This is a genomic window from Actinomycetota bacterium, assembly GCA_035640355.1.
Lineage (GTDB): Bacteria > Actinomycetota > UBA4738 > UBA4738 > HRBIN12 > CALGFI01.
This window is the reverse complement of record DASQWI010000001.1, coordinates 38,223-62,866: the sequence shown is the minus strand read 5'-3', so window position 1 is coordinate 62,866 and position 24,644 is coordinate 38,223. Positions and strand designations below refer to the sequence as shown.

Below are 24,644 nucleotides of genomic sequence, written 5' to 3'. Positions count from 1 at the left end.
CGACGATCGTCGTGCGTGAACGAGGCTACGATGCCGCGTGACCCGGACGAGTGAGGTTCATCGCCTGAGCACCGCAGCCGACACACGCGCCGCCGTGTTCCTCACGGCCGTTACGTGGCTGCGGATCGTCCTCGTCCCGGTGGTTATGGCGCTCGTCCTTGCCGGGCCGGACACGAAGTACGCGTTCGCCGTCGCCGCCGCGCTGTTCGCGATCGCGGCGATCACGGACTTCGTGGACGGGTTCCTCGCGCGACGATGGGCGAAGGCATCGACGCTCGGGAGCTTCCTCGACACGACCGCGGACAAGCTCCTCGTGTCCGGCGCGTTGCTCGCCCTCGTTGCGATCGATCGCGCCTCCCCCTGGCTCGCGCTGATCATCGTCGGGCGCGAGCTCCTCATCATGGGACTACGCGGCGCGGTCGCGGCCGGCGGCGATCTCGTTCGGCCGTCGATCTGGGGCAAGGCGAAGACGAACGTTCAGTTCCTCGCCATTTTCCTGGCCATCGTTCGGCTCCCCGAGCGCGCCGGCCCGCTGTTCCTCGACGAGTACGTGATGATCGCGGCCGCCGCGATCACGGTCGTCTCCGCGATCGAGTACCTCGTGCGGTTCCGCGCGGCGCTCACGCTCGACCGGTAGTGGCTCCGTCGGATCCGGTCCTCATCACGGGCGGAAGCGGTTTCGTCGGACGCGGCGTCATCGAACGCCTCATCGCCGACGGTCGAACTGTTCGGGCGCTCGCCCGAAGCGATGCCGCGGCAAGGGACGTGAGCGAGCTCGGGGCAACGCCGGTCCGCGGCGACGTGCTCGACGGGAACTCACTCCGCTCGGCGGCCGCGGGGTGCACGACCGTGTTCCACGTCGCAGGGGTCAACGCCACGTGCGTGCGCAATCCCCGCCACCTGCTCGACACGAACGTGAACGGTTCGGCGAACGTCATCCGAGCCGCAGCCACAGAGGGCGTGAAGCGAGTGGTGCACACGTCGTCGGCCGCCGCCATCGGCGAGCCCGCCGGCGCGATCGGACGTGAGAGCACGCCGCACCGCGGGTGGTACCTCTCCACCTACGAACGATCGAAGCACCTTGCCGAACGCGCCGTCTTTCGGCTCGGCGAAGAGACCGGCGTCGAGGTGGTCTGCGTGAACCCGTCGTCGGTCCAAGGACCCGGCCGGAGCACCGGATCGGCACGACTGATCATCAACGTCGCGGGTGGCAAGCTCCCCCTGCTCATCGACAGTGTCGTCTCGATCGTCGACGTTGCGGACTGCGCGCGAGGGCACGTCCTTGCGGAGTCGAACGGCGAACCGGGCGAGCGCTACATCCTGAACGGGGCGACGATCGGCACTCGCGAGGCGGTCGCGCTCGTCGACAGGCTTTGGGGATTGCCCCGCCGAGTTCGGTGGATACCGCCCTTCGCAGCAAGAGCGGTGGCCGCCGCGATGGACGCGGCCGGCTGGGTTCTCCGTCGCGACATGCCGTTCTGCGGCGAGGCGGTTCGAGCGGTCCTGCAGGGTCACCGCTACGACGGCCTCAAGGCCGAACATGAGCTCGGCCTGCGGTACACGCCGCTCCTGGAGACGCTCGACCGGACGCTCTCGTGGTACGCGGCGCAAGGGCTGGTGCCTCCCAGCTCGAAGCGCGACGAATCGCTCTCTTCATAGGATTGCCTCGGAGCCGCGGAACGCAACGGAGGTTCGTAACGATGACCGAGCGCCCCGATCGCAACCTGGCCATGGAGCTCGTCCGGGTCACCGAGGCGGCGTCGCTGGCGGCCGGGCGGTGGGTCGGACGCGGCGACAAGACTGCGGCCGACCAGGCAGCGGTCGATGCGATGCGGGCGATGATCGACACCGTTTCGATGGACGGCGTCGTCGTCATCGGCGAGGGCGAGAAGGACGAGGCCCCGATGCTCTACAACGGCGAGGCCGTTGGGACCGGAGAAGGTCCCGAGTGCGACGTCGCGGTCGACCCGATCGACGGAACGCGGCTCACGGCGGTAGGCCAGCCGAACGCGCTCTCGGTGATCGCACTCGCCGCACGCGGCTCGATGTTCTTCCCCGGGGCCGCCGTCTACATGGAGAAGGTCGCGGCCGGACCCGACGCGGCCGACGGACTCGACATCACTGCGCCGCCCGAGGAGAACGTGCGCCTCGTGGCGAAGGCGAAGGGCGTCCGACCGGAGGAGATCACGGTCGTCATCCTCGACCGCGACCGGCATGAGGAGATGATCTCCCGCGTTCGCGAGGCCGGCGCACGCGTGTTCCTGATCACCGACGGCGACGTCGCGCCGGCGATCGCCGCGGCTCGGCCCAACACCGGCATCGACATGCTCATGGGGATCGGTGGAACTCCGGAAGGTGTCGTGGCCGCTGCCGCGCTCAAGTGCCTCGGCGGTGGGATCCAGGGGCGACTGTTCCCACGGAACGACGAGGAGAAGCAGCGGCTGCTCGACGGCGGGTTCGACGTCGAGCGAGTGCTCACGACGGACGACCTGGTGAAGGGCAACGACGTGTTCTTCGCCGCCACCGGGATCACTGACGGCTCCCTGTTACGCGGGGTGACGTACGACGAAGACGGGGTGCACACGTACTCGATGGTGATGCGCTCGAGGTCCGGAACGGTCCGCTACGTCGACGCGCAGCACAGCTTCGAAAAGCTCGAGATCTTCACGGGCCGCGAATACCGCCGCTAGCTGCGAAGCCGATAGACGCCCCTCGAGGTCTTCTCGATCGCGCCGGCGCGGACACCGTCGGCGAGAGCTACGAGGAGCCGCTTCCGAACATCCGGTGTCGCAAAGGGATCGATGTAGCCATGCCTCAGGGCGAGATCCTGGATCTTCGTCCAGTGCAGCGGTTCGCCCTCCTCACGCAAGACCGCGATCGCCGCCTCGAGAACGTCCACGGCCTACAGCTCGCGTAGCTGCGGGACGACGGCCTCGGCGAACAGTTCGACCATCGACGCGTCCGGCATCGCGAACCAGAGCGGTGCCGGACACACGATCAGCTCGCTCACCCCGAGCTCCGCGAACCGCGTCATGCGTTCGACGACCTCGTCGGGCGTTCCCGCCAGACACTCGGCGCGCAGCGTCTCGAGCGAAAGCCCCCCGCCGACGCCCTTCGGCAATCGTTCTCCGATCAGCTCGTACCGTCGTCGAACGTCGTCCTCGTCTTCGCCGACGATCGTGAACAGCCCGAGGGACAGACGAAAGCTGCTCGGGTCACGGCCCGCACGTCCGAGCGCTTGCTTCGCGGCTTCCGCGCGTTCGCGATATCCCTCGGGCGTCCATCGCCACACCGCGTTCCATCCGTCCGCGAACCGCGCCGCGATCGACAGCAGACGCGGACCACCCTTGCCTCCGACGAGCAGCGGCGGTCGCGGTTCCTGCAACGGCCGCGGATGGTTGAACGCATCCCGCAACCGGAACCGTTCGCTCTCGAACGACGCGGGCTCGCCATCGAGCAACGCCCCGAGGTATCCGAGCGTCTCCTCGAGCAACGAGAATCGCTCCCCCACCGAGCCGAACTCGTACCCGAACCCGGCGTACTCGTCCTCGAACCATCCCGCTCCGAGGCCGAGATCCAACCGCCCACCCGACGACCGATCGATCGCCGTCGCCGACTTCGCCAGGATCGCCGGGTGCCGAAACGGCGCCGACAGGACGAGCGTTCCGAGCCGCACCCGCTTGGTGAGAGACGCCAGTCCGGCAAGCGTCGTCAGCGGCTCGAGCGCGCCGTACCGCGTGTCGTCTCCGCCGAACCGCTCGAGTGTGGCGAAGAAGTGATCGGACACCCACACGGAGTCGAACCCCAGCCGTTCGGCATCGATGGCCACCTGGGCCACTCGAGAGAACGAGATCGGTCCCGAGCCGTCACCGAACGAGTAGTCGTACTGCGGGAGCGTCAGCCCGACGCGCATCGAACGCGAACGCTACAGGTATCGGAGGACGTCGGCCGGCCCGGTGACGTCCGTGCCCTCGGGGATCCTGATGTCCGAAGGCAATTTCAGGCGGGGGTAGATCGCCACCTCGTTCGCCAGCCGCACGCCCGGATAGACCGTGACCTCGTCGCCGAGCGCCACGAAACCCTCGATCGTCGTGGGGTGGAACGGCTCCGAGCGCACCTCCGTCATCGAACCGACGACGGCCTCGACGATCCGCGCCGACGGGCCGATGATCGCTCCGTCGCGGATCTGTGACCGCTCGATCACCGCGTCCCGCTGCACTTCGATGTCGTCGTCGAGGTTCGAGCCGGAGATGCGCACGCCGGGATGGATCTCGCAGAACCGTCCGATCCGGACCGCGGGTCCGATCTCGACCGAGCCGTCGCTGAGCTTCTCCGCGAGTGACTTGCCGCTCGTTGAGTCGCGCATCGCGAGCGTCTCCGGCTCGATCCAAACGTGCCGATCCGCGTCGTACGGCGGACCGAGGAGCCGGTCGACGGATTCGAACCGCCCGTCGAGAACCTCGAACATAGTCTCGATGAAGTCCTGCACGTTCCCGAGGTCGCCGATCCGCCGAACCGGGAACGCGTGCACGCGGTGACCGTGCCCGACGAGCCATGGCAACAGATCCTTGCCGAAGTCCAACCGGCGCTCGCGCAAGCGCTGGATGTCCGGATGGCTGGCGAGCTTCCGAAGGCGCGAGGCGTCGACGAGGTAGAAACCGGCGTTGGTCATGAGCGGCATCTGGCGGAATTGCTCGTCGCTCTCGGCGTGGAAGTGCTCGCGGAGGTCGGCCAGTGTCGGCTTCTCGACGAAGTCGGAGATCCGCCGGTCCTCGTCGGCCAGCATCACGCCATACTTCTCGGCCACCTCGTCCGGCTCACGTGTCATCGCGGCGATCGTGGCGATGGCGTCGGTCTTCTGGTGGGCCTGCAGCATCGGCGCCAGATCGAAGTCGATGATCGAGTCAGTTGGAAATACGAGTGCCGGACCGTTGATGTCCCAGTAGTCGATCATCCGGAGGGTGGAGTCGGCACTCCCAGTCGACAGCGCGTCGTACTTGACCGGTGAGTACTTCACGTCGACGCCGAAGCCTTCGCCGTAACCGATCATCACCTTGATCTGGTAACGGTTCTCCTTACCGTGGGCGATCACGTAGTAGTCCTTGATCCCTTCGCTCGACAGGATCTGGATCACCCAGCGGATCAGTCGTCGGCCGAGGAACGACATCGCCGCCTTGGAACGAAGGTACCCGGGGGCCTTGAGGGTGAGCGGCCGGGCTCGGAGACCCTGCCCGCCCGCCAGGCCGATGCCAACGACGTCGGACACTCCGGGCATGTGCCTTGGATGATAGCCGGGCGAGTTTGGCAACAGGAAATCGGACGAGCGAGAAGGGGGGCCACGTGCAGCCGTGGAGTCGCGACTACGCAGGACGTTTCCATCAATTCGAGCTCGACAGCGAGGCACTCAAGGGGAACGTGCTCGGCGATCCGCACGTTCGACCACTGTGGGTGTACACGCCGCCCGGCTACGACGACGATCCCGAGCGCCGGTACGGGTGCGTCTACGTGATCCAGGGCCTGACCGGACAGGTCGACATGTGGAACAACCGCGAGGCGTTCCGTCCGAGCTACCCGGAGATGATCGACGAGTTGTTCGCGACGAACGGCGCACCCCACGTGATCGTGGTGCTCGTGGACTGCTGGACCTCGCTCGGCGGGAGCCAGTTCCTGAACTCGCCCGGCACCGGTCAGTATCAGGACTTCCTGTGCGATGAGGTCGTCGCGGACGTCGACGACCGGTTCCGAACCATCGCCGACCGCGACCACCGCGGGATCCAGGGGAAGTCGAGCGGCGGATACGGGGCGCTCGTCGTTCCGATGATGCGGCCGAGCGTGTTCGGCGCGCTCGCGTCGCACGCCGGTGACGCGCTGTTCGAGGCGTGCTACCTGCCGGAGTTTCGCGAGACCGCGCGGATTCTCCGCGATGAGTACGATGGCTCGTACGAGCGGTTCTGGCAGGACGTGCGATCCCGGCCGTTCGGAACGAAGCCGTACGACGGCACGCTGCTGAACGACTGGTGCATGGCCGCGTGCTACTCGGCGGAGGCCGACGGTTCGGTGACGCTGCCGTTCGACGTCGCGACGGGCCGACTCATCCCGGAGGCGTGGGAACGCTGGCTGGCGCTCGATCCGGTTCGGATGGTGCCGCTGCACGCGGATGCGCTTCGCTCGATGCGAGCGATCTGGCTCGACGCCGGGAAGAAGGACGAGTACTACCTGGACAACGGCGCCGTCGCCGTCTCGAAGGAGCTCGACGCGATCGGGGTCTCCCATTCGTTCGAGCTGTTCGATGCGGGGCACATGTCGATCCAGTATCGGTACCCGCGGTCGTTGGCGTTCCTGGCGAAGGCGCTCGCGGCCTGACCACGTCGCCGGAACTGATCTGGAGCCGTCTGCGGACGAGGGCCGTCTCAGGCCCGTACGCCCGCGTGCCGATGCTCTGTGGGACCATCGATGGACGCCAACGAGGAGGAATCGATGAGCCAGTACACGCCGACGAACCCAAGCGTTCCGTCGCCTGAACCGGAGACGCCGTCGTGGTCGATGCCCGCGCCTCCCGAGCAGCCGGCGCCGCGCCGGCGCCGGACAGGACTCATCGCAGGGTCCATCGTGGCCGTGCTCGCGCTCGGGGTTGCCGCGTTCGCGCTCGTGTCGACGCAGGGCGGCGAGTCGGCGAACGCCAAACCTCTCGCGCTCTCGTTTACCCAGGGGCAGACCGCGACGTACGCGATCCACATGACGATGGACGGCCAGATGTCGTCCGAACTGTTCGGCCAGATGCCACTGCAGATGGACATGAGCCAGGTGCAGACGTGGACCGTACGCTCGATCGACGGTGACGGCGTCGCGACCATCGAGGTCACGACCTCCGAGCTGTCTGGGGTCGTGAACAACGCCCCGCTGCCGGCGACCGCGGTTCCGCCCATCGAGATCGAGGTCGCGCCCGACGGCCGCGTCATCTCCGCCGGCGGGCTCGCGCTCGGCGGTGCCGGTCAGACCCAGGGCTTCGGGTTCCCCGGCTCCAGCCAGCTCACGCCGATCCTGCCCGACGAGGGCGACCGTGTCGCGCCCGGCGACTCGTGGGAGAAGGAGTTCTCCCAGGAGTTCCCGTTCGGCGAGGGGACGATCGAGTACACGGCGTCGAGCACCTACCAGCGGAACGAGGACGTGAATGGCCGGCAGGCGGCCGTCATCGTCACCGAGTTGACCGTACCGATGGACTTCACGCTGCGCTTCGACGAGCTGATCTCCGCGCTCGGCGAGGACGCGCTCGCTGGCGCGGGTCCGGCAGAGATCGGGGCGATCAGGGACGCGACGGTCTCGTACGGCGGGCAGGGCGAGTTCAGCCAGACGAGCTACGTGGACCTCGACGCGAAGGAGATGCTCCGGACCACAGGCGCCGGTGACTTCGAGATCTCGATGACGTTCGAGGGCATCCCGGGGTTCTCCGGCGGCATCGACTTCTCGGGCAGCTTCACGCAGTCGGTCGAGCGGCGCTGATCGGAGGGATGGTCGCCGGCTAGATCCCGGCGCCCGCCCGACCCTCGAGCACGACCACGCCGTCGGCGTCGACGACGCGCACGAGCGTGTAGCCCGTCAGGTCGCGGTTAGCGAACTGACGGAACACCTCGGCGTGACCTTCCGCGTCGAGCTCGTCGATGCGGCCGCCACGAACCACCTCACCGGCGCCGTTCTCGAACTCGACGCGGTACGGGAGTCGATCGGTGTCGCGAGGGTCGAGGCCGTTCACGATCACCAGCGAGAAGTCGAGGATCCTGGGAGAGAGAAGTTGCAACGCCATCCCGCCACCTAGTCCGTCCTCGGTCGGCGTCAAACGACCGAGGCGGGTCTGGCGGTTCAGATCCTCCTCGGGAACGAGCGGGTTCGCCAGGATCGTTTGGAACGCTTCGAGCGCTTGCGTGCGTTGGCGATTCGCCTCCGCGGCGCGCTGCTCGAACTCGCCCGCCCGGTCCGCCATGACCGCGCCCCAGCCGAGGCTGCCCAACGCGATAGCTGCGGCGAGGGCGGAGGCGGCTGCGCCGCGGGCGCGCCGTGGTTTCCGTGGGGCCCCCGCGGCGCCCTTCACGTCACGAACCACGCGCTCCCGAAGCGCATCGGGCAGATCCGCCGGAGGCAGGGCAAACGCGACCGTCGCCGCCGCGTCCCCGAGCTCGGCCGCCTCCTTGCGGCAGCCGGCGCACCAGCGCAGGTGCCGTTCGACCTCCTCGCGATCGCGAGCGGGAAGGACCCCGACCGCGAGCTCCGGTAGGAGGTCCCGGACCTCGAGACAGGTCACGGCCGCTCCTTGTCGTGATTCGCGCGGCGCACCTTGATCAGCGCCGTTCGCAATCGCGTCTTCACCGTTCCGAGCGGGATCCCGTCGGCCTCCGCGATCTCGCGCGCCGTGAGCCCGCCGAAGTACGCGCGCGCGAGCAATTGCTTTTCGGCGATCGACAGACACGCAAGCGCGCGGATCGCGGCATCGCGTTCCATGAGCGGCTCGTCCTCACCCGGCGTCGGCAGCTCCGGAACTTCGTCCACCAGAACGAGGTGCGGACGGGTTACACCGGTCTCCCTACGGAGCCGGTCGACCGCGAGGTTGTGTGCGATCGTCATGAGCCACGTCGAAAGGCGCCCGCGCGTCGGGTCGAACCGGGCGGCTTTGCGCCACGCCGCCAGGAAGACGTCCTGGGTGAGCTCCTCGGCCGCTTCTGCGCTTCCGAGCAGGCGGAGCCCGAGCGTATAGATGGGGCGCGCGTACCGCGCATAGAGCTGTCGCACCGCGTCCTCGTTCCCCGCAAGGAGCCCCTCCACCAACTGCTGCTCCTCGCGCGCGAGGAGCGGTCCTTCTGGCCGTCCGGCCACTCGTCTCCTCCGGGTATACGGACTGGCGGTCGCCGCGAGCTTGGGGCGCGCCCTCATCATCCCACGCGGTGCGATGATGCGGCTGTGAAAACGCTTCGGCGTGCGTTCGCAATCGCATGCCTTGCCGCAGCAGCCGGTTCGTTCGTCGCCGCGCCGGCCGGCGCCCAGCAGGAGCTCCGGGGTTCGATCGTCCAGCTCGAGCTCCGCGGCGTCGTCGACCCGTTCGTCGCCGACTACATCGAGGACGCGATCGGCGATGCCGAGGAAGAGGGCGCCGCCGCCATCCTCATCACGATCGATACGCCCGGCGGCCTGATTTCCTCGATGCGCCAGATCACCCAGGCCATCTTGAACTCGAGCGTGCCGGTGATCGGCTACGTTTCCCCTGAGGGCGCCCGGGCGGCCTCGGCGGGAACATTCATCTTGCTCTCGACGCACGTCGCGGCGATGGCGCCGGCCACCAACGTCGGCGCGGCACAGCCCGTCGGGCTCTCCGGCGCGATCGCCTCTGAGAAGGCCGTGAACGACGCGGCGAAATCGATCGTCGCCATCGCCGAACGGCGCGACCGAAACGCTGAGTGGGCCGAGTCCGCCGTCCGCGAGTCGTCGAGCGCGTCCGCCGAGGAGGCGTTCGAGCTCGACGTGATCGACGTGATCGCGGAAAGCCAGTCGGCCTTGTTCCGGGAGATCGACGGGACGGTCGTCGATGTCGCCGGTGGGGGCGAGGTCACACTCGAACTCGCCGGGGCCACGGTACGCGAGCGCCCGCCGGGTGCGTTCATCCAGATCCTGCACGCGCTGCTCGATCCGAACCTCGCGTTCATCTTCTTCTGGCTCGGCCTCGCGCTGATCGCGATCGAGTTCTTCGTGCCCGGTGGCATCGCCGGAACGATCGGCGGTCTGTCGCTGGTGCTTTCTCTCGTCGCGCTCGGGATGCTGCCGGTCCAGCTGATCGGCGTGGCGTTGCTGCTCGCCTCGGTCGTGTTCTTCGCGCTCGAGATCCTGCATCCGGGCATCGGCGCGCCGGCCATCGGCGGCGTGGTGACGCTCGTGCTCGGCGGGTGGTTCCTGTTCGATTCGTCGGTTCCGGACGTGCGCGTCTCCCCGCTCGTCATCGCTCCGGTTGCCGCTTTCGCAGCGTTCTTCTTCCTGATCGTCGTTCGGGCGGCGATGAAGCTCCGAACGCGGCACGTCGTATCGAGGAGCGACAAGCTCGTCGGCACGGAGGGAACGGTGGTGCGCGATCTGGAGCCGAACGGTGTCGTGCGCATAGCCGCGGAGGAGTGGTCGGCCGAGAGCGTCGGCGGCACCGCCCCGCGCGGAGATCGGGTTCGCGTGGTCGCGATGGAGGGGTTGAAGCTGATGGTCGAGCCCATCGAGGAGACGGCGCCCACGGCGCCCGCTCCCGTGGAAGGGAGGCAGACGTGATCCCGCTGGCGATCGGCGTCGGCGTCGTGGTGTTTGTGCTCATCATCCTGCTGCCCCAGGCGATCCGCATCGTGCGCGAGTACCAGCGGATCATGGTGTTTCGACTGGGGCGCGCGCTGGGCGCGAAGGGACCTGGCCTGGTGATCCTGATCCCGTTCATCGACAAGGGGGTGTACGTCGACCTTCGCGAGCTCTACCTGGAGATCCCGCACCAGACTGCCATCACCGAGGACAACGCATCGATCTCGATCGACTTCATCGTCTTCTACCGCGTGATCGACGCGGTGATGTCGATCATCGAGGTGGGGAACTTCGCCGGCGCGGCGCAGAACATCGCCGCCACGACGCTCCGGTCCGTAGTCGGGGACATGTCGCTCGACGACGTGCTCGCCAAGCGTGAACAGATGAACGAGATCCTGCGTGTGAAGCTCGACGAGGTCACCGAGCGCTGGGGTGTGAAGGTCACGAACGTCGAGATCCGCGAGATCATCCCGCCGCCCGCGGTGCAGGAGGCCATGACCCGACAGATGTCGGCCGAGCGCACGCGGCGCGCCGTGGTGACCGAGGCCGACGGCGCCAAGCAGGCCGCGATCACCGTCGCGGAGGGCACGAAGCAGTCGGCGATCCTGACCGCCGAGGGCGACCGGCAGGCCGCGATCCTTCGCGCGGAGGGCTTCGCGCTCGCTCTCACCGAGATCTTCAGCTCGGCCCAACGGGTGGACGCGAAGACGATGAGCCTGCAGTACCTCGAGGCGCTCAAGCAGATCGGAGCGTCACCGTCAACGAAGTTCGTCATCCCCATGGAGTTCACCAACCTGCTCGCGGGCATCAGCGGTTTCGCCGAGCGGACGTTCGCCGATGGCGACGGCGCGAAGGGGACGTAGCGCGATCGTTCGACCGCCGTGAGGGGCGTGGCCCTCGCCGGAACCGGCCGGTGTCGGGCGGTGTAGGCCTGGCGTAGTGGAGGGTCGTCCACGGCAAGAGCGCGAGCTCGTCGAGCTCGCACAAGAGGGCGATGTCCGCGCGTACGGAGAGTTGGTCGAACGGTATCGGGAGGTGGCGTTCCGGGCGGCCTACCTCATCGCGCGGAACGCCGCCGATGCGGAGGACGCTGCGCAGGACGCATTCGTGAAGGCCTACTACGCCCTCGACCGGTTCCGTCGCGGAGATCCGTTCCGCCCGTGGATCCTCAGCATCGTCTCGAACGAGGCCCGGAACCGCCGCCGTGCCGCGGGCCGTCGCGACCGGTTGGTGCTTCGGGAGGCAGAGCTCCGCGGCCCGGGGGATGCGACCCCATCCCCCGACGCCGCGGCCATCGCGCTCGAGAGGCGGTCGGCCTTGCTCGCCGCGCTGGAATCGCTGCCCGAACGAGACCGTGTGGTCATCGGCTATCGGTACCTGCTCGACCTGTCGGAGGCCGAGACCGCGCGAGTCCTCGGGGTTCGGGCGGGGACGGTGAAGTCGAGGCTGTCGCGAGCGCTCGGCCGGCTGCGCGAAGCGCTGCCGCCGGGGTTGTCGCTGCCGGAGGGTGCGGATGAGTGACCCGCGCCTGTCGGACGAGGTGCTCGGTCTCGCGCTGAGCGCGATGTCGGAAGACGTCGCGTTCCCGCGAACGCCCTCGATCGCACCGGCGGTCGTCACGCGCCTGCACGAGGAACGCGAGGCACACATCAGGCCGCCCTTCCCGTCGCTGGCGCTTTGGAACCGACGACGCGCGCTCGTATTGGTGATCGTCGGGATCGCCGCGGTGCTGGCGCTGGCGTTCGCGGCGCGGCTCACGCTCGGGGCGGCCGAGATCCGCCTGCGGGAGGAGATCACTCCGTCGGGTGCACCGCTGGGGCCGATGGGACTCGGATCCCCGATTCCGGTTCCGCAGATCGACGACGCCGTGCGCTTCGACGTGCGCGCGCCGGCCGCTCCGGTCCCGGACGAGGCGTACCTCTTCCGAACCGACTCCGGTCGTCGAGCCGCGCTCCTGGCGTGGAACGCAGGGGACGACCAGGTCGCGTTGCCCGGCACGCCGTGGCGGATGATGTTGATTCAGGTTCGAGGCGACGAGCGAACGCTGGTCAAGGACGTAGGGGCGTCCGAAGACTCGCTCATGGTCGGGGTCGACGGCCGGGACGCGTTCTGGATCGACTCGCCGCACGAGCTGATCGTGCTGACCGACGAGGGCGCGGAGACGTTCCTGATCCGCGCGAACGTGCTGATCTGGGCCGAGGACGGCGTGACGTACCGGCTCGAGACGACGCTCGGCCTGACAGGGGCGATCGCCCTCGCCGAGACCGTCCACTGAACGTCCCGGGAACCCGACGGCCACATCCGGTGTAGACGGCACGACCTCACCCGAGAGGAGACGCCATGCGACGTCGCATGCTGTTCGTCATCGCCGCGACCGCGGTTGCGGCACTCGCGGCCCCCGCCGCCCCTGCGGTCGCCGGTGGAGGTGGCTGTCACGGTGACGCCACGACCGGCGAGGGAGACACCGTGGAGATCGCCGACGGGTGCTTCGGCCCGACGACGCTGGAGGTCGACCCCGGTGACACGGTGACGTTCGTCAACCTCGACCCCTACGCCCACAACGTCTCCGCCGTGACGTGGGGACACCTCAACGACCTGAACCAAGGCGACTCGTTCCAGACGACGTTCGCCGAGGCCGGCGTGTACCCGTTCGCGTGCCAGTACCACCCGGGGATGGTCGGCGCGATCGTGGTGGGGAACGGAAAGGCGCTTGCGGGCGGAACTCCGGTCGTTTCCGAGACCGACACGAGCACCGCTGATACGAGCACCGAGGTCGCGGCCGCGTCGACGACGGAGTCATCATCGACGAGTGCCACGACGGGATGGCTTGCGGGCGGCGCGATCGGCGTCGCGGCCGGCCTGGCGATCGGACTGATCACACGACGGGCCAAGCAGCGGGACGCCTGAGGGTCGCAGTCGGCGGTCCGTCGAGGCCGCGACGGCGGCCTCGACGGACCGTCAGCCCTCGCCTCGGGCGACGAACCGACAGATCGTTCGCTCCGCGAACGGCTCGAACGAGGCGAGCTCGAGCCTCGGCTGGAGTGCCTCGAGCATTCCCTCGACCAGCCCGCGATGGATCACACACACCAGATCTCGATGATCGTCGAGCAGATCTCGAAACGGGCAGTCGCGGAGTGAGACCTCGACCGCCCCGCGGCCCGCTCGGCGGAAGCGCGGGTCGAACCCCGCACGCGCCATCGCGCCCTGGAGCACGGCAAGGTTTCCACGCGCCGACAGGCGAGTGCCGGGCTTGGGGCCACCTTGAACGGCGAGATACCGGCCCCAGTCACGGGCAAGGTCCTGGGCACGACCACGCGCTTTCGTGCCGGTTGCCAGGCCGGTGAGGATCTCGGCGAGCAGGCGGTAGTCACGGCCTTCGTGGTCGTCCCGGTCGACGGCCACGTACAGCGTCTGCGGCCGGCCGACCGTCGTTGCACCCTTTCGGGTCTCACGGCGGACGAGTCCCGCCTCTTCGAGGCGCCGTAGGTGCGGCCGGAGCGTGTTGGGGTGCAGCGAGAGCCGGGTCGAGAGCTCGCGTACGGACACGGGACGGCCGGAGAGCCCCAGATACCGGAACAGCCGGAACCGCGTGTCGTCGGCGAGGGCCTTGTGCACGGCGAGCGATTCCGCCTCATGCGTCGGCATCGGCAACCTCCGCCGGGCTGTCGACGCCACCTTCGGCGGCGTCGACGCCCCCGGCAGCCCGACGTACCATGGGACTAAGCACGGTCAGCACCGTCCGAATCAGGATAAGTCCGAGAGGGTCCCCTGTTGTCAGTCGACGTTCAGCCCGTCAGCGAGGAGCAGGTCCGGCAGGCGCTCCGGAACGTGCTCGATCCCGAGATCGGCCGTCCGATCGAGGACATCGGCATGCTCTCCGGCATCCACGTCGACGACGGAAATGTCCGGGTCGACGTCCTGATCACGATCGAGGGGTGTCCGCTCAAAGACCGCATCACGAGCGACGTCACACAGGCGCTCGCGCCGCTCGAAGGCGTGCGTAGCGTCGACGTCTCGCTGTCCCCGATGAGCGAGCAGCAGCGGGCCGAGCTCGTCTCGAAGCTCCGTGGTGGCGCAGCAGCTGCGCCTCAGCAGCAACGAACCTTCTTCACCGACGGCGAGACGTCCGTCATCGCCGTCGCGTCGGGGAAGGGCGGCGTCGGAAAGTCGAGCGTCACGGTGAACCTCGCGTGCGCGCTCGCGGCCGACGGATACCGCGTCGGCATCCTCGACGCGGACGTATGGGGTTTCAGCGTGCCTCGCATGATGGGCGTCTCGGGCCAACCCGTGGGGTTCAACGAGATGATCCTCCCACTCGAGTCGCACGGCGTGAAGGTCATCTCGATGGGGTTCTTCGTTCCCGAGGAGACCCCGGTCATCTGGCGCGGCCCGATGCTCCACAAGGCCATCGAGCAGTTCCTCGGCGACGTGTATTGGGGCGACCTCGAGTTCCTGCTCTGCGACCTGCCGCCCGGGACCGGCGACGTGTCCATCTCCCTCGCGTCGTTCCTGCCGGGCGCGTCGATGCTCGTGGTCACCACGCCACAGGAAGCGGCGCGGAAGGTCGCCGAGCGAGCGGGCAAGATGGCCGAGCGCACACAGCTCCGCCCCATCGGCGTGATCGAGAACATGTCGTGGTTCGTCTGTCCGCACTGCGGCGAGCGCGAGCGCATCTTCGGCGAGGGCGGTGGTCAGGAAGCGGCAGACACGCTCGGCGTTCCGCTCCTCGCCCAGGTTCCGCTGGTTCCCGACGTCCGTCACGGCGGCGACGTCGGCGCCCCGATCGTCGTCACCGACCCCGACTCGCCCGCGGGTGAAGCGCTTCGGACCGCTGGACGAGAGCTGGCGCGAGCCACGCGTTCGAAGGTCGGCAGGCCGCTTCCGCTCATGGCCAGCCCCGGCGCAGTCGCCGCCGGAGGCCACCACGGGCACGCGCACTAGCGCGGTCCTCGACCCTCGCACCCGACGAAGCGACTCTCATCGCCTCATCGTTCGTCGACGATCGACTCCTCGGCGATCGGTTCGTCTTCATCGTGTGGCGAACCCCGAACGGACCACACGATCAGCGAGGCGATGCAGATCAGCGACACGGTCAGACCCGTCCACTGGCTTCCCGTCAAGCCGAACCACAGCTTGTCCACCCGCAAGAAATCCTCGATCACGCGCGACGCGCCGTACCACGCCCCGAACGTGAGCGTGAGGACGCCCAGGCGCCTCGGCGTCCTGGACAACGCGTAGAGCAACAGGAACAGCAGCGTCGCGCTGAACATGTCGTACAGCGCGGTCTGGTGAACACCCACACCCGAACTGAGAAGCTCGCCGCTGGCGGACGTGAGCGTTGCTCCGTTCCGGGTGATCTCGAGCAGCTGTCCGCCTTCGAGCGTGGCCCGGCATACGTCCGCGACGCACCCGAATCCGGCCAGGTCGCCGCCCTGGTACTGCCATGCGAGGGCCCACGACGTGGGCTTGCCGAGGTGGTCCCCGATGATCAGGTCGCCGATGCGCCCGAACGCGATGCCGAACGACAGACCGATCACCGCGCCGTCCAACACCTGGAAGAACGAGTAGCCGTATCGGCGCATCAACGGGACGTTGATGAGCACGGCGCCAGCGATCCCGCCGAGAAGCGTCAGGCCGCCGCGCCAAAGCGCGAGCGCCTCGCCGACCGAGTCGAACTCCGAGAAGTGGCCGATCACGTAGAACAGTCGGGCGCCGATGATCGTGCCGACGAGCGACCAGAACACCATCGAGTTGATGTGGTCGACCGACAGGCCGCGTTTCGGCCCCTCGTGCGACAGGATCCACGCGCCGAACAGGTACCCGACGGCGATTCCGATCCCGTGCGGGCTGATCGCCAGGTCGCCGAACAGCTGGAATCGGTCGATCACCGGCCACCCGATCGCGCCAAGGACGGCATCCATCGCGCGCGAGTCTATCCCCGGCCGATGTAGCGACCGCCGCGACGGTCGCTAGTCGCCGGCATACACGACGCAGAAGCGGTTGCCCTCGGGGTCGGCGAGGATCACGTAGTCCGCGTCCGGCGGCAACTTGTCCCAGTGCACCTCCGTAGCGCCGAGTGCTTTCAGCCGTTCGATCTCCGCTGCTTGATCCTCCGCGTAGAGGTCGAGATGGATCCTCGGCGGGATGTGCACTTCCGAACGGACGCGGTCCAACGACAAGTTCGGTCCGATGCCGTCTCGCGGGCGAAGCAGGACGAAGTCGTCCGTCGTCGGGTCGTCGCGAGGAACGTAGTCGAGCGCGGCCGACCAGAAGGTCGTCTGCCGCACAAGGTCGTCGACGCGGATTACGATCGAGCCAACACGAAGCATCGAGCCGACTGTAACGAACGAACCGTCAGTCGCTCAGCGCGACGCCGACAGCACGGCCGAGCAGCAACCCCCCGACCACGTCGGACGGGTAATGCACGCCCAGGTACGAGCGTGACACGCCGACGAGCCCCGCGATCGCCGCTAGACCCGTTCGGCCGAGAGCGCCGACGCGGAACTCTCGCCCGGCGACGGTGACGAACGCGACCAACACCGCCGGATGACTGCTCGGCCACGACGTTGCGCGAGGTTCTCCGATGAGCAGTCGAGTACCTTCGCGATCGTCGAGGTACGGGCGCGCGCGGCCGACGACTCGCTTCAGTCCCTGACCGGCGAGCCACGCGACGCCGGCAGCGGCGAGACCGCGGGCGGCTGCGCGACGACGCCCCCCGACAGCGAGCACCGCGGCAGCGCCGGCCGATGCCCAGATCGATCCGAGCTCTGTGATGCCGCCGAACAGAGCGTCGGCGGCGGGACCGCGATCGCGGTTCAGCTCCTTGAACGCCCGCAGGTCGAGCTCGCGGCCCTTCGGCGACGACGTCCACGCGGCCACGCCGAGAGCGGCCCCGGTGAGTGCGATGGCCTGGAACGCGTTGCGCGCCTTCACGTGCGCGATGATATGCGACGGTCGAGCGGCGGCAGCCGCTCGAGGAACCGCCGGCGAAGCCGGCGCGACGAGAAGGGATCGGCGGATGCGACGAAGCGACGACCTCGAGCCCGACGATCGTGACCGCCGCATCGAGGGCGCGCAGCCGCCCGAACCGAAACGCGATGGCATCCGGCCTCGGCACGTGGTCATCGTCCTTTTTGCCATCGTCCTCATCGCGTTCGCCATCGCCAACTTCGTACCCGTACGCGTGAGCTTCCTGCTGTACGAGACGCGGGCGCGTGTGGTCACCGTCATCGTGGTCGCCGCTGCGCTCGGGTTCGTCATCGGCTACTTCACGGGGCGGCCGACGCGGCTTCAACGAAAGTGGCTGCGAAAACGCGAGGAAGACCAGACCGACTAGCCGGATCGGCCGGTCTCGATCTCTCGCTTCTGCGCGAGCGTCCCGTGGCGAAGGACGTAGCGCGCGCCGCCGACCGTTCGAAGGCTCCCCGCCGCGACCGAACCGAGCGGACCCCCGCGAAATCGGTAGTCGACGACGTGCTCCAGACGGCTCCGCCCCCGACCGATCGGCTCGACGGTCGACGTGACGCTCCCGTCGATCACGCCGCGGAGCTCCACCGACACTCGGCGCGGGGGTTCCCATTCCAGAATGCGGGCGCGCACCTTGGCCCGAACCGTGAGGAACCGGAGCTCGATCGCGTAGGTCGTGCCCTGCCGAAGGCCGTTCCGCGGCGCGCCGATCACCCGCGAGATGTGTCGCTGCCAGTGCGGCAGGTTCTTCGGAGCCGAGATGACCTCCCACACGCGTTCGGGTGGGGCGTCGATCTCGACGGCGACCGACACCTGGGTCATGCCGCGGACACCGTTCCGCTGTCCCATCCGTGCCACCACACGAATTGGGATGCACGGATGCGAACGACGACCGAGTCGCCTTCGGCCCCGGCCGCGCGCACCACCGCGCGCGCCGACGTCGCGCCGCTCTGAAGCCGATCGACGACGTGGATCTCGCCCTCGCCCCGGGCCATCGCGCCGACCATCTCTCTCGCGCGCCACGTCGACGGTCGGTCGATGCAGAGCGCGACGGGAACGCTCGCCGTCGTCACGTCGGCGAGTGACAGGGTCCCTTCCGGCACGACCGCGTAGATCGCTGCGCCGTCGACCGTCCACCGCGCCGGCAGAACGACGGGTCCGCTCCCACCGTCGACGGCAAGCGCGCCGGCTCCCATCGTTCCCACCGCATCTCTGACCGACCGAGGGATCGCCTCGAACGCGGCTCGGCCGGTCCGCGACGCGCGGAATCGATCTCGACTATCCACTCGATCGTGCCACTCCCCCCATCTCTGGACGCCGTCTCCTTCGACCAATGCTGAACGTTCGATCGCGAGCTCGACGAACACGCGACCCGGGGGCGTCCATGCAAACGGAACCTTGTGCGCGTCGAACGCGTATCCGGCGAAGAACCGCGCGTTCTTCCGCGTGAACCGCGCAGAGGCCATGGCGAGCAGCGGCGCGCCGCTCAGCGAACGGCGCCAGGATCGCGGATCGAGGGCATCGTGCGTTGTGGCCGTACCGGTGATGATCAGCGCGGTGCTCCCTGCACGGACGAGGCCGGAGTACCGAGGATCGGTCCGCCAGAAGCGCGCCTTGAGCGAACGACGAGACGTCGTCACCCACAGTCGCCCTTCAGCGAACGCGAACACCATCGGCGTGACGTGGGGAACGGCTGCCGGTGCGGCGACGTAGCACAGCTCGCCCGCGTCGAGGAGCCGTCCGGCCGGGAGCGGGATCTCGGTCACAACGAGACGGCCTCGCGCGACACGACGGGGAACGAGAGCATCAGTCCGGTCCACACGACGTGGCAACCGAGCGGCGCGAGTGCGCCGCCGCTCCACCACCCCAGCGCACTCCACACGAGCCCGCCGACGACCGCGCTGGCGAGGACGGCCAGGTTGCGGCTCGGGGCATTCGCCGCGACGAAGGCCGCCCAGGCGACGACTGCCCCGACCGACGGCTCGAACGTCCGCGCCAGCTCGGGCTGCGCGAACCCGCGCCAGAACACCTCCTCCGCCGTCACCGTCACTCCGACCGAGAGCACGAGCGCCGCGGCGAGCGAGAGGTCGCCTCGCAACGCGTAGAGCTCCGCCGTGTGCCGACGGAACGCATGCCACGACCGAGTGACGGCCACGAATGCACGCGTGGCACCGTAGAACGCGACGCCCGCGCCGATCCCCACGGCCGCCGCGACGACCGGGCTCGCCTCGGACGACCACACCGGCGGACCGAACACGAACGCGGCGACGGCCAACGCCACGAGCACGGGCGTGACAACGCGCCACACTTCGGACCCCCGTGCCGAAACGAACCACCACGCCGTCGCCTCGGCCACGACTCCTACGGCGACGACCGTCTCCTCCATCGCTCAGCCGAGGAACCCGACCTTCGCGGCGAACTCCGCCGTCGTCGCCGTGATGACGGCCAGGTAGAAGAACCCCGTCGCGGCCTGAACGGCGGACGCCCGTGGCCCACGCAACGTGATCCGGATCATCACGCCGATCAGCGCGGTCGCAGCGACCATGCCCAGCGCGATCCACGACGCCAGACCGGCGGACGTGAGCAGTGGATTGAACTCGGGCGTCGCCTCCGTCGGCCCGAACCCGCCAAGGACGAGCGCGCTTGCCTCGAGCGCGACGCCTACCAGGAGCAGGTTCGTGTACCGGTTGATCGGCGCCCGTGTGAGCCCCCGATCGGTCAGGTACCAGTGGCCGAGCAGCAGGCCGTCGAGGACCGCGCCGAGGAACGCGGCTCCGGCGAGGAGCTGGAGGAACGCGACGAGCCACGAACCATCTGCGGTTCCGGCCATCGCACCGAGCAACCCCACGGCGAGCGGCGCCGCGGCGTACCCGACGAACCGCGCCCACGTCGCGCGTCGAACGACGAGCAGCACGACCACGGCGAGGAGGACGAACGTGAGGGCGGATGCCAGACGAAGCGACCACGTCCCTGCGTCGTCGCCGGTGACGCGTCCGGCAGAGACCGATCCCCACACCGCGGCCGAGAACAGAGCGAGGATCGAGCACGTGAGGACGAAGAACCCGCGGCGGACCTCGTTCCACAGCGGTGTGACGAAGACCAGTGCGAGGCCGCCGGCGACGGTCTCGGCCAGCACCAGCGCGGTCACGCCCGCGGGCCCGCTCATGCGCTCTCACCCATCACGCGCCAGCCTACGGCGAGCGGTGCGGAGCTTCGCAACCGGACGCCCCGGTAGGCTGGGCAACCGTGAACGACTGGCGCACCTACGACGACATCGCGGAGACGTACGAGCGGATCCACGCTCCACGCCTCGCGCAGCCGGCGCGCGACCTGGTCGAGATCACCGGCGCGACGACGGGGACGCGTGTGCTCGACGTGGGTACGGGAACCGGCGTCGCCGCGGAGGCAGCGATCGGTCGAGGGGCCGACGCCGTGGGGATCGACGAGTCGCTCGGCATGCTTCGAGTGGGCCGAACGGCACGGCCGAACGTGCACACCGCGGCGGCCGAGGCGATCGACCTGCCATTCCGCGACGGTGCCTTTGACGCAGTGATCGCCAACTTCGTCATCGCGCATTTCACGAAGTACCAGACGGCGCTGTTCGACATGACTCGGGTCCTGCGCTCGGGCGGCCGGATGACGCTCAGCGCCTGGGCCGACGTCGACGACGACCTCACGCGGGCGTGGCTCGAGCTCGTGGAGGGCGTGGTCCCGCGCCCGGTGCTGCGGTCATCGCTCGGCGAGGCGCTCCCCTGGCGTGAGCGCTTCCGCGAGCCTGACGCGCTTCAGGAGGCGCTCACCGACTCCGGCCTTCGGAGCGTGCGAACCGAGCTACGGACCTATCAGTTCCAGTACGCGCTCCACGAGTACGTCGAGGGGATGAGCACGTGGGCCACGGGCCGCCTCGTCCGTTCGATGCTCGGACCGTCGGGCTTCGGCTCGTTCCTCGACCGAGCCCAAAGGACGTTCGCCGAACGGTTCGCCGACCCCGTCAACGACTTCCGGGACGTCGTGTTCGTCACCGGCGTGAAGCCTTGACGACGAGCAGCGTCTAACGCCGTCGACTGGCCGCCTGCGAGAGCACGTACCTCACGAGCGTCCTGACCGGGACGCCGGTCGCGCCCTTCGGCCAGTAGTCACCAACGCGATCCGAGAACGCGGGGCCAGCGATGTCGAGGTGAACCCAGGGGATGTCGCCGACGAACTCGCGGAGGAAGAACGCCGCGGTGATCGCCCCGCCGTAGCGCTTGCCGATGTTCTTGATGTCGGCGATCTCCGAGTCGATCAGTTTGCGGTACGGCTCGTACAACGGGAGCTCCCAGCCCGGCTCCCCGACGGCATCGCCGGCCGCGAGCACGTCGCGGATCAGCTGACGGTCGTTGCCCATCGCGCCCCACACTTCGTCGCCGAGCGCGACCATGCATGCGCCGGTGAGCGTCGCGGTGTCGATGATCGCGCGCGGTTCTTGCTCCGTCAGGTACGCGAGTGCGTCCGCGAGCACCAATCGTCCCTCGGCATCGGTGTTCAGCACTTCCGAGGTCTTGCCGCCGCGGTGCGTCAGTACGTCGCCGGGACGGATCGCCGAGCCGCTCGGCATGTTCTCGCTCGAGGGAATCGCCGCGATCACGTTCACGCGAGGTTCGAGCAGCGCGATCGCGCGCATTGCGCCGAGGATCGACGCGGCGCCGCCCATGTCGCTCTTCATCCACTCCATCCCGTCGGCCGGCTTGATCGACAGCCCACCGGAGTCGAACGCGATCCCCTTGCCGGTGAGCGCGATCGGCGCGCCCGAGCCGTTCTCGTAGCGGAGCTCGATCATCCGCGGCGGCCGAACGCTCCCCTGCCCGACGCCCAGGATGCCGCCGAAGCCGCCGCGTTTCAGCTCGGCCTCGCTCCAGATCTTCGCCTTGAGGCCAACCTGGCGCGCCATCTTCTGCGCCTCGCGGGCCAGCTCGGTCGGGGGGAGGTCGAGAGCGGGCGTGTTCACGAGGTCCCGCGCCCACATCTGCGACTCGGCGATCACCTGCCCCCGATTGATTGCCGCTCTCGCCGAACGCGCATCGGCGCGCGAACCGCCGATGATCGCCACCTCGCGCAGCTTCGGCGTGTCGCCGTTCGAGTTCGACTTGTAGCGATCGAACCGGTAGGCCCCGAGGAGGATCCCTTCGACGGTCGCCTGGACCGCCTCGTCGAACGCTCGACCGGAGACGATCTGCGGCAACGTCGTGGCGACCCGCGCCCGCTTCGACAGCTGTCGCGCGACCTTGCCGATCCCGCGGCGGCACGCGTCCGGTCCGGCCTCGTCCCGCTTGCCGACGCCGAGAAGGAGGATCGCCAACGCCTCCACGCCGTCGAGTCCGGTGTTGGGCACGAGGAGGTACTCACCGCGCTTGCCCTTGTTGCCTGCCGCCTCGTACAGCGCAACGAGATCGACACCGCGCAGCTGGCGAACACCTGGACCCGGCTCGAGCCCCTCGAAGATCGGAAGAACGAGGACGTCCGCACGCACGGACTGCGGCGGCTTCGTCGAGAAGGTGAAGTTCGGCACCCGTCACTCCTTGTCTTCGACATCCGGCTGAACGGTGCGTCAGTCTAGCGAGGCGTTCCTGCTCGGGCGCGCCGAGTACCCTTCGGCGCGATGGACGCGCGAGACCTTCGAGACCTGGTTCATTTCGACGAGGACGGCCCGCGGCACGAGTCGTTGTTCGAGACCGAACGGATCTGGTCCGAGGTCGTCTGCCTGGAGCGGAGTCAGGCGCTCGGCCCGATCGCCGATCGCGACTCGGACGCGATCCTCGTCGTCGTGACGGGCAAGGTCGTCGTTCAGGTGGACCGTGGACGGAAGCGGCGCGAACAATGGGAGGCCGCGCTCGTGCCGGCCGGATCCGAGCTCTCGGTCACGAACGCCACCGATGATCCGGCGGTCGTGTTGCTGGTCGCGGCTCCGCCCCCGCCGAGGCGAGCGGTCATCGAGTAGCGGGCCTGCGGTTCGGGAGTGCAAGGGCAAGGGCGAGGGCGAACGCGACGGCGAAGCTCGGGAGGCTGGCGCCGAGGCGCGAGTCGAACAGCGGGAACGGCAGCGAGAGCCATTCGGCGAAGACGGTCTCCACTGCGTCCGTCCAGGCTTGCGGTCCGGTGGGAACGCACCAGTGGAACAGAACGAACCCGGCGATCCACGGGACGAGCGCCCTGGCGTGGACGCCGGTGCGCTCGAACAAAGTCGCTTCGCCGTATCGACCGCGCGCACGAACGAAGTAATCGGCGGCGAACACGCCGAACAACGGCACGAACACCGAGCCGATCAGGAACAGGAAGAACTCGTACCGTTCCATCGTGAAGGCGAGCGCGAGGATGAAGGAGATCGCGCCGACGATCCCGACGAGCGCGCGCTGCGAGACGTTCGGCGCAGCGTTCTGCGTTGACACGGCCGCGGAATAGATATCGGCGAATGCGTTGTCGCTCTCGCCGACGAGGAGCGCGAGCAGGACCACGCCGCCGCCGGCGAGGATGACGATCGACGTTCCGATCCCGGCCACGTCGGGCGTCTCGCCGGCCGCAAGCGCGATCAGAACGCCGAGCGCGTAGAACCAGACGTTCCCGATCAGGTAGCCGACGTACGTGCCGGCGACGGCACGTGATCCGGGCTTGGCGAACCGCGTGTAGTCGGCGGCGAGGGGCAGCCATGAGATGGGCATGACGATCACGAGGTCGACCGCGAGCCAGAACGGCAGCCCACCATCTCCGGCTCTACCCCACAGCCGTCCGAGATCGGTCTCCCCGAGCACCCCCACGGTGATCCACACTGCCGTCGCGATCAGCACGTAGATCCCGAACCGCTCGAGCCACCGGCGGACGACGAGGATCGGACCGCCGAGGGCGAGCGCCGTGCAGACCACCGCGACGGCGGCGACCCAGAACTCGCGCGCGTCGAAACCGAACAGACGATCCGACGCGACGTTCGCCACCTCGCCGATCGCCCAGAACTCGACGGCCGTCCACCCGACGAGCTGCAGGACGTTGAGGGCAGTGGGAAGGAAGGAGCCGCGCTCTCCGAGGACCGGCCGGAACAGCACCATCGTGGGCACGCCCTCGCGCTGGCCGGCGAGCGCGACGAGCGCGAGCGGCGCGCACCCGATCACGCTGCCGACGGCGATCGCCAGGAGCGCTTGGGAAAGCCCCAGCGCCGGTACGAGCAGCGCGCCGGTCACCATCACCAGCAGACCGACCGACAGATCGCCCCACAGCACCGCCAGGTCGAGGCCGTTCAGGATTCGGCGTTCGGTGGGGATCGAACGGATCCCCCAGGCCGGTGCCTCGCGCTCGAGAACGCGTTCGATGCGCTCGCTCACGCTCGCCATCTGTCA

29 protein-coding genes are annotated in these 24,644 nt (G+C 68.7%); 14 read left to right on the top strand and 15 right to left on the bottom strand.

The features are described 5' to 3' along the window. The first annotated feature begins 37 nt into the window (after window positions 1-37). Genes pgsA through glpX form a run of 3 tightly spaced genes read left to right on the top strand, consistent with a single transcriptional unit; the run spans window position 38 to window position 2,690 of the window. The gene (gene pgsA / locus VFA08_00330) at window positions 38-637 is read left to right on the top strand and encodes a CDP-diacylglycerol--glycerol-3-phosphate 3-phosphatidyltransferase (GenBank protein HYZ12041.1); all 600 of its coding nucleotides are present in this window, start codon (window positions 38-40) and stop codon (window positions 635-637) included. Beyond that, window positions 637-1,659, top strand: a complete 1,023-nt coding sequence (locus VFA08_00325) for an NAD-dependent epimerase/dehydratase family protein (protein ID HYZ12040.1) — start codon at window positions 637-639, stop codon at window positions 1,657-1,659. The genes pgsA and VFA08_00325 overlap by 1 nt, the downstream gene beginning before the upstream one ends. A gap of 41 nt (window positions 1,660-1,700) precedes the next feature. Further along, a complete protein-coding gene (gene glpX / locus VFA08_00320; protein HYZ12039.1) occupies window positions 1,701-2,690 on the top strand; it encodes a class II fructose-bisphosphatase in 990 nt (329 codons plus the stop codon). On the opposite strand, the gene VFA08_00315 is transcribed toward glpX, so the two are convergent. From VFA08_00315 to VFA08_00305, 3 genes are read right to left on the bottom strand one after another with little or no spacing between them, the layout of a single operon-like run. Further along, on the bottom strand, window positions 2,687-2,899 hold the full coding sequence (locus VFA08_00315) for an HTH domain-containing protein (protein ID HYZ12038.1): 213 nt from the start codon (window positions 2,897-2,899) through the stop codon (window positions 2,687-2,689). The two genes, glpX and VFA08_00315, sit on opposite strands and share 4 nt — an antisense overlap. A 3-nt stretch (window positions 2,900-2,902) precedes the next feature. Continuing rightward, on the bottom strand, window positions 2,903-3,913 hold the full coding sequence (locus VFA08_00310) for an LLM class flavin-dependent oxidoreductase (protein HYZ12037.1): 1,011 nt from the start codon (window positions 3,911-3,913) through the stop codon (window positions 2,903-2,905). 12 nt (window positions 3,914-3,925) lie between these two features. After that, window positions 3,926-5,266: an NDP-sugar synthase gene (locus tag VFA08_00305; GenBank protein ID HYZ12036.1), complete on the bottom strand. Its 1,341-nt coding sequence runs from the start codon at window positions 5,264-5,266 to the stop codon at window positions 3,926-3,928. Between the two features lie 74 nt (window positions 5,267-5,340). Here VFA08_00305 and VFA08_00300 point away from each other — a divergent pair, with 74 nt between their 5' ends. Further along, window positions 5,341-6,363 carry an alpha/beta hydrolase-fold protein gene (locus VFA08_00300; protein ID HYZ12035.1) on the top strand — a complete coding sequence of 341 codons (1,023 nt, stop codon included), beginning with the start codon at window positions 5,341-5,343 and terminating at the stop codon, window positions 6,361-6,363. Window positions 6,364-6,477: 114 nt separating this feature from the next. Then, the gene (locus tag VFA08_00295; GenBank protein HYZ12034.1) at window positions 6,478-7,500 is read left to right on the top strand and encodes a hypothetical protein; all 1,023 of its coding nucleotides are present in this window, start codon (window positions 6,478-6,480) and stop codon (window positions 7,498-7,500) included. A gap of 19 nt (window positions 7,501-7,519) precedes the next feature. On the opposite strand, the gene VFA08_00290 is transcribed toward VFA08_00295, so the two are convergent. Continuing rightward, window positions 7,520-8,296: a zf-HC2 domain-containing protein gene (locus tag VFA08_00290; GenBank protein ID HYZ12033.1), complete on the bottom strand. Its 777-nt coding sequence runs from the start codon at window positions 8,294-8,296 to the stop codon at window positions 7,520-7,522. Then, complete coding sequence (locus VFA08_00285) at window positions 8,293-8,865, bottom strand: sigma-70 family RNA polymerase sigma factor (GenBank protein ID HYZ12032.1); 573 nt, start codon at window positions 8,863-8,865, stop codon at window positions 8,293-8,295. Before VFA08_00285 ends, VFA08_00290 begins: the two co-directional genes overlap by 4 nt. A gap of 84 nt (window positions 8,866-8,949) precedes the next feature. On the opposite strand from VFA08_00285, the gene VFA08_00280 reads away from it, so the two are divergent. The 5 genes from VFA08_00280 (at window position 8,950) to VFA08_00260 (ending at window position 13,221) form a co-directional block, all read left to right on the top strand. After that, window positions 8,950-10,293, top strand: coding sequence for a nodulation protein NfeD (locus VFA08_00280; protein HYZ12031.1), 1,344 nt, complete (start codon window positions 8,950-8,952; stop codon window positions 10,291-10,293). After that, window positions 10,290-11,177 (top strand): SPFH domain-containing protein, encoded by an 888-nt coding sequence (locus VFA08_00275; GenBank protein ID HYZ12030.1) that lies wholly within the window; start codon window positions 10,290-10,292, stop codon window positions 11,175-11,177. The genes VFA08_00280 and VFA08_00275 overlap by 4 nt, the downstream gene beginning before the upstream one ends. 76 nt (window positions 11,178-11,253) lie before the next feature. Beyond that, on the top strand, window positions 11,254-11,835 hold the full coding sequence (locus VFA08_00270; protein ID HYZ12029.1) for an RNA polymerase sigma factor: 582 nt from the start codon (window positions 11,254-11,256) through the stop codon (window positions 11,833-11,835). Continuing rightward, window positions 11,828-12,589, top strand: coding sequence for a hypothetical protein (locus tag VFA08_00265; GenBank protein HYZ12028.1), 762 nt, complete (start codon window positions 11,828-11,830; stop codon window positions 12,587-12,589). Before VFA08_00270 ends, VFA08_00265 begins: the two co-directional genes overlap by 8 nt. 65 nt (window positions 12,590-12,654) lie before the next feature. Further along, the gene (locus VFA08_00260; GenBank protein ID HYZ12027.1) at window positions 12,655-13,221 is read left to right on the top strand and encodes a plastocyanin/azurin family copper-binding protein; all 567 of its coding nucleotides are present in this window, start codon (window positions 12,655-12,657) and stop codon (window positions 13,219-13,221) included. Window positions 13,222-13,272: 51 nt separating this feature from the next. Here VFA08_00260 and VFA08_00255 read toward each other — a convergent pair whose 3' ends face one another. Beyond that, a complete protein-coding gene (locus VFA08_00255; protein HYZ12026.1) occupies window positions 13,273-13,959 on the bottom strand; it encodes a helix-turn-helix domain-containing protein in 687 nt (228 codons plus the stop codon). A 126-nt stretch (window positions 13,960-14,085) separates the two neighbouring features. On the opposite strand from VFA08_00255, the gene VFA08_00250 reads away from it, so the two are divergent. Then, window positions 14,086-15,255 carry an Mrp/NBP35 family ATP-binding protein gene (locus tag VFA08_00250; GenBank protein HYZ12025.1) on the top strand — a complete coding sequence of 390 codons (1,170 nt, stop codon included), beginning with the start codon at window positions 14,086-14,088 and terminating at the stop codon, window positions 15,253-15,255. 44 nt (window positions 15,256-15,299) lie between these two features. Here the strand turns inward: VFA08_00250 and VFA08_00245 are convergent, their stop codons facing one another. The 3 genes from VFA08_00245 to VFA08_00235 are packed head-to-tail and all read right to left on the bottom strand — an operon-like array spanning window position 15,300 to window position 17,247. Beyond that, entirely contained in the window at window positions 15,300-16,235 is a 936-nt protein-coding gene (locus VFA08_00245) for a prolipoprotein diacylglyceryl transferase family protein (GenBank protein HYZ12024.1), read from the bottom strand. A gap of 48 nt (window positions 16,236-16,283) precedes the next feature. Beyond that, window positions 16,284-16,643 (bottom strand): VOC family protein, encoded by a 360-nt coding sequence (locus VFA08_00240; protein HYZ12023.1) that lies wholly within the window; start codon window positions 16,641-16,643, stop codon window positions 16,284-16,286. A gap of 25 nt (window positions 16,644-16,668) precedes the next feature. Next, a complete protein-coding gene (locus VFA08_00235; protein ID HYZ12022.1) occupies window positions 16,669-17,247 on the bottom strand; it encodes a phosphatase PAP2 family protein in 579 nt (192 codons plus the stop codon). An 85-nt stretch (window positions 17,248-17,332) separates the two neighbouring features. Between VFA08_00235 and VFA08_00230 the strand changes: the two genes are divergently transcribed. Continuing rightward, window positions 17,333-17,650, top strand: a complete 318-nt coding sequence (locus VFA08_00230) for a lipopolysaccharide assembly protein LapA domain-containing protein (protein HYZ12021.1) — start codon at window positions 17,333-17,335, stop codon at window positions 17,648-17,650. Here the strand turns inward: VFA08_00230 and VFA08_00225 are convergent. From VFA08_00225 to VFA08_00210, 4 genes are read right to left on the bottom strand one after another with little or no spacing between them, the layout of a single operon-like run. Further along, on the bottom strand, window positions 17,647-18,102 hold the full coding sequence (locus VFA08_00225) for an SRPBCC family protein (GenBank protein ID HYZ12020.1): 456 nt from the start codon (window positions 18,100-18,102) through the stop codon (window positions 17,647-17,649). The two genes, VFA08_00230 and VFA08_00225, sit on opposite strands and share 4 nt — an antisense overlap. Then, on the bottom strand, window positions 18,099-19,046 hold the full coding sequence (locus VFA08_00220) for a hypothetical protein (protein HYZ12019.1): 948 nt from the start codon (window positions 19,044-19,046) through the stop codon (window positions 18,099-18,101). Before VFA08_00220 ends, VFA08_00225 begins: the two co-directional genes overlap by 4 nt. Then, complete coding sequence (locus VFA08_00215) at window positions 19,043-19,666, bottom strand: CPBP family glutamic-type intramembrane protease (protein HYZ12018.1); 624 nt, start codon at window positions 19,664-19,666, stop codon at window positions 19,043-19,045. The genes VFA08_00220 and VFA08_00215 overlap by 4 nt, the downstream gene beginning before the upstream one ends. Window positions 19,667-19,669: 3 nt before the next feature. Next, window positions 19,670-20,446: a hypothetical protein gene (locus VFA08_00210; protein HYZ12017.1), complete on the bottom strand. Its 777-nt coding sequence runs from the start codon at window positions 20,444-20,446 to the stop codon at window positions 19,670-19,672. An 80-nt stretch (window positions 20,447-20,526) separates the two neighbouring features. On the opposite strand from VFA08_00210, the gene VFA08_00205 reads away from it, so the two are divergent. Then, on the top strand, window positions 20,527-21,318 hold the full coding sequence (locus VFA08_00205) for a methyltransferase domain-containing protein (GenBank protein ID HYZ12016.1): 792 nt from the start codon (window positions 20,527-20,529) through the stop codon (window positions 21,316-21,318). Between the two features lie 13 nt (window positions 21,319-21,331). Here VFA08_00205 and VFA08_00200 read toward each other — a convergent pair whose 3' ends face one another. Continuing rightward, a complete protein-coding gene (locus VFA08_00200; protein HYZ12015.1) occupies window positions 21,332-22,828 on the bottom strand; it encodes a leucyl aminopeptidase in 1,497 nt (498 codons plus the stop codon). A gap of 90 nt (window positions 22,829-22,918) precedes the next feature. Between VFA08_00200 and VFA08_00195 the strand changes: the two genes are divergently transcribed. Beyond that, window positions 22,919-23,257 (top strand): hypothetical protein, encoded by a 339-nt coding sequence (locus tag VFA08_00195; GenBank protein ID HYZ12014.1) that lies wholly within the window; start codon window positions 22,919-22,921, stop codon window positions 23,255-23,257. On the opposite strand, the gene cytX is transcribed toward VFA08_00195, so the two are convergent. Beyond that, window positions 23,247-24,629 (bottom strand): putative hydroxymethylpyrimidine transporter CytX, encoded by a 1,383-nt coding sequence (gene cytX, locus VFA08_00190; GenBank protein HYZ12013.1) that lies wholly within the window; start codon window positions 24,627-24,629, stop codon window positions 23,247-23,249. The two genes, VFA08_00195 and cytX, sit on opposite strands and share 11 nt — an antisense overlap. Between the last annotated feature and the right edge of the window lie 15 nt (window positions 24,630-24,644).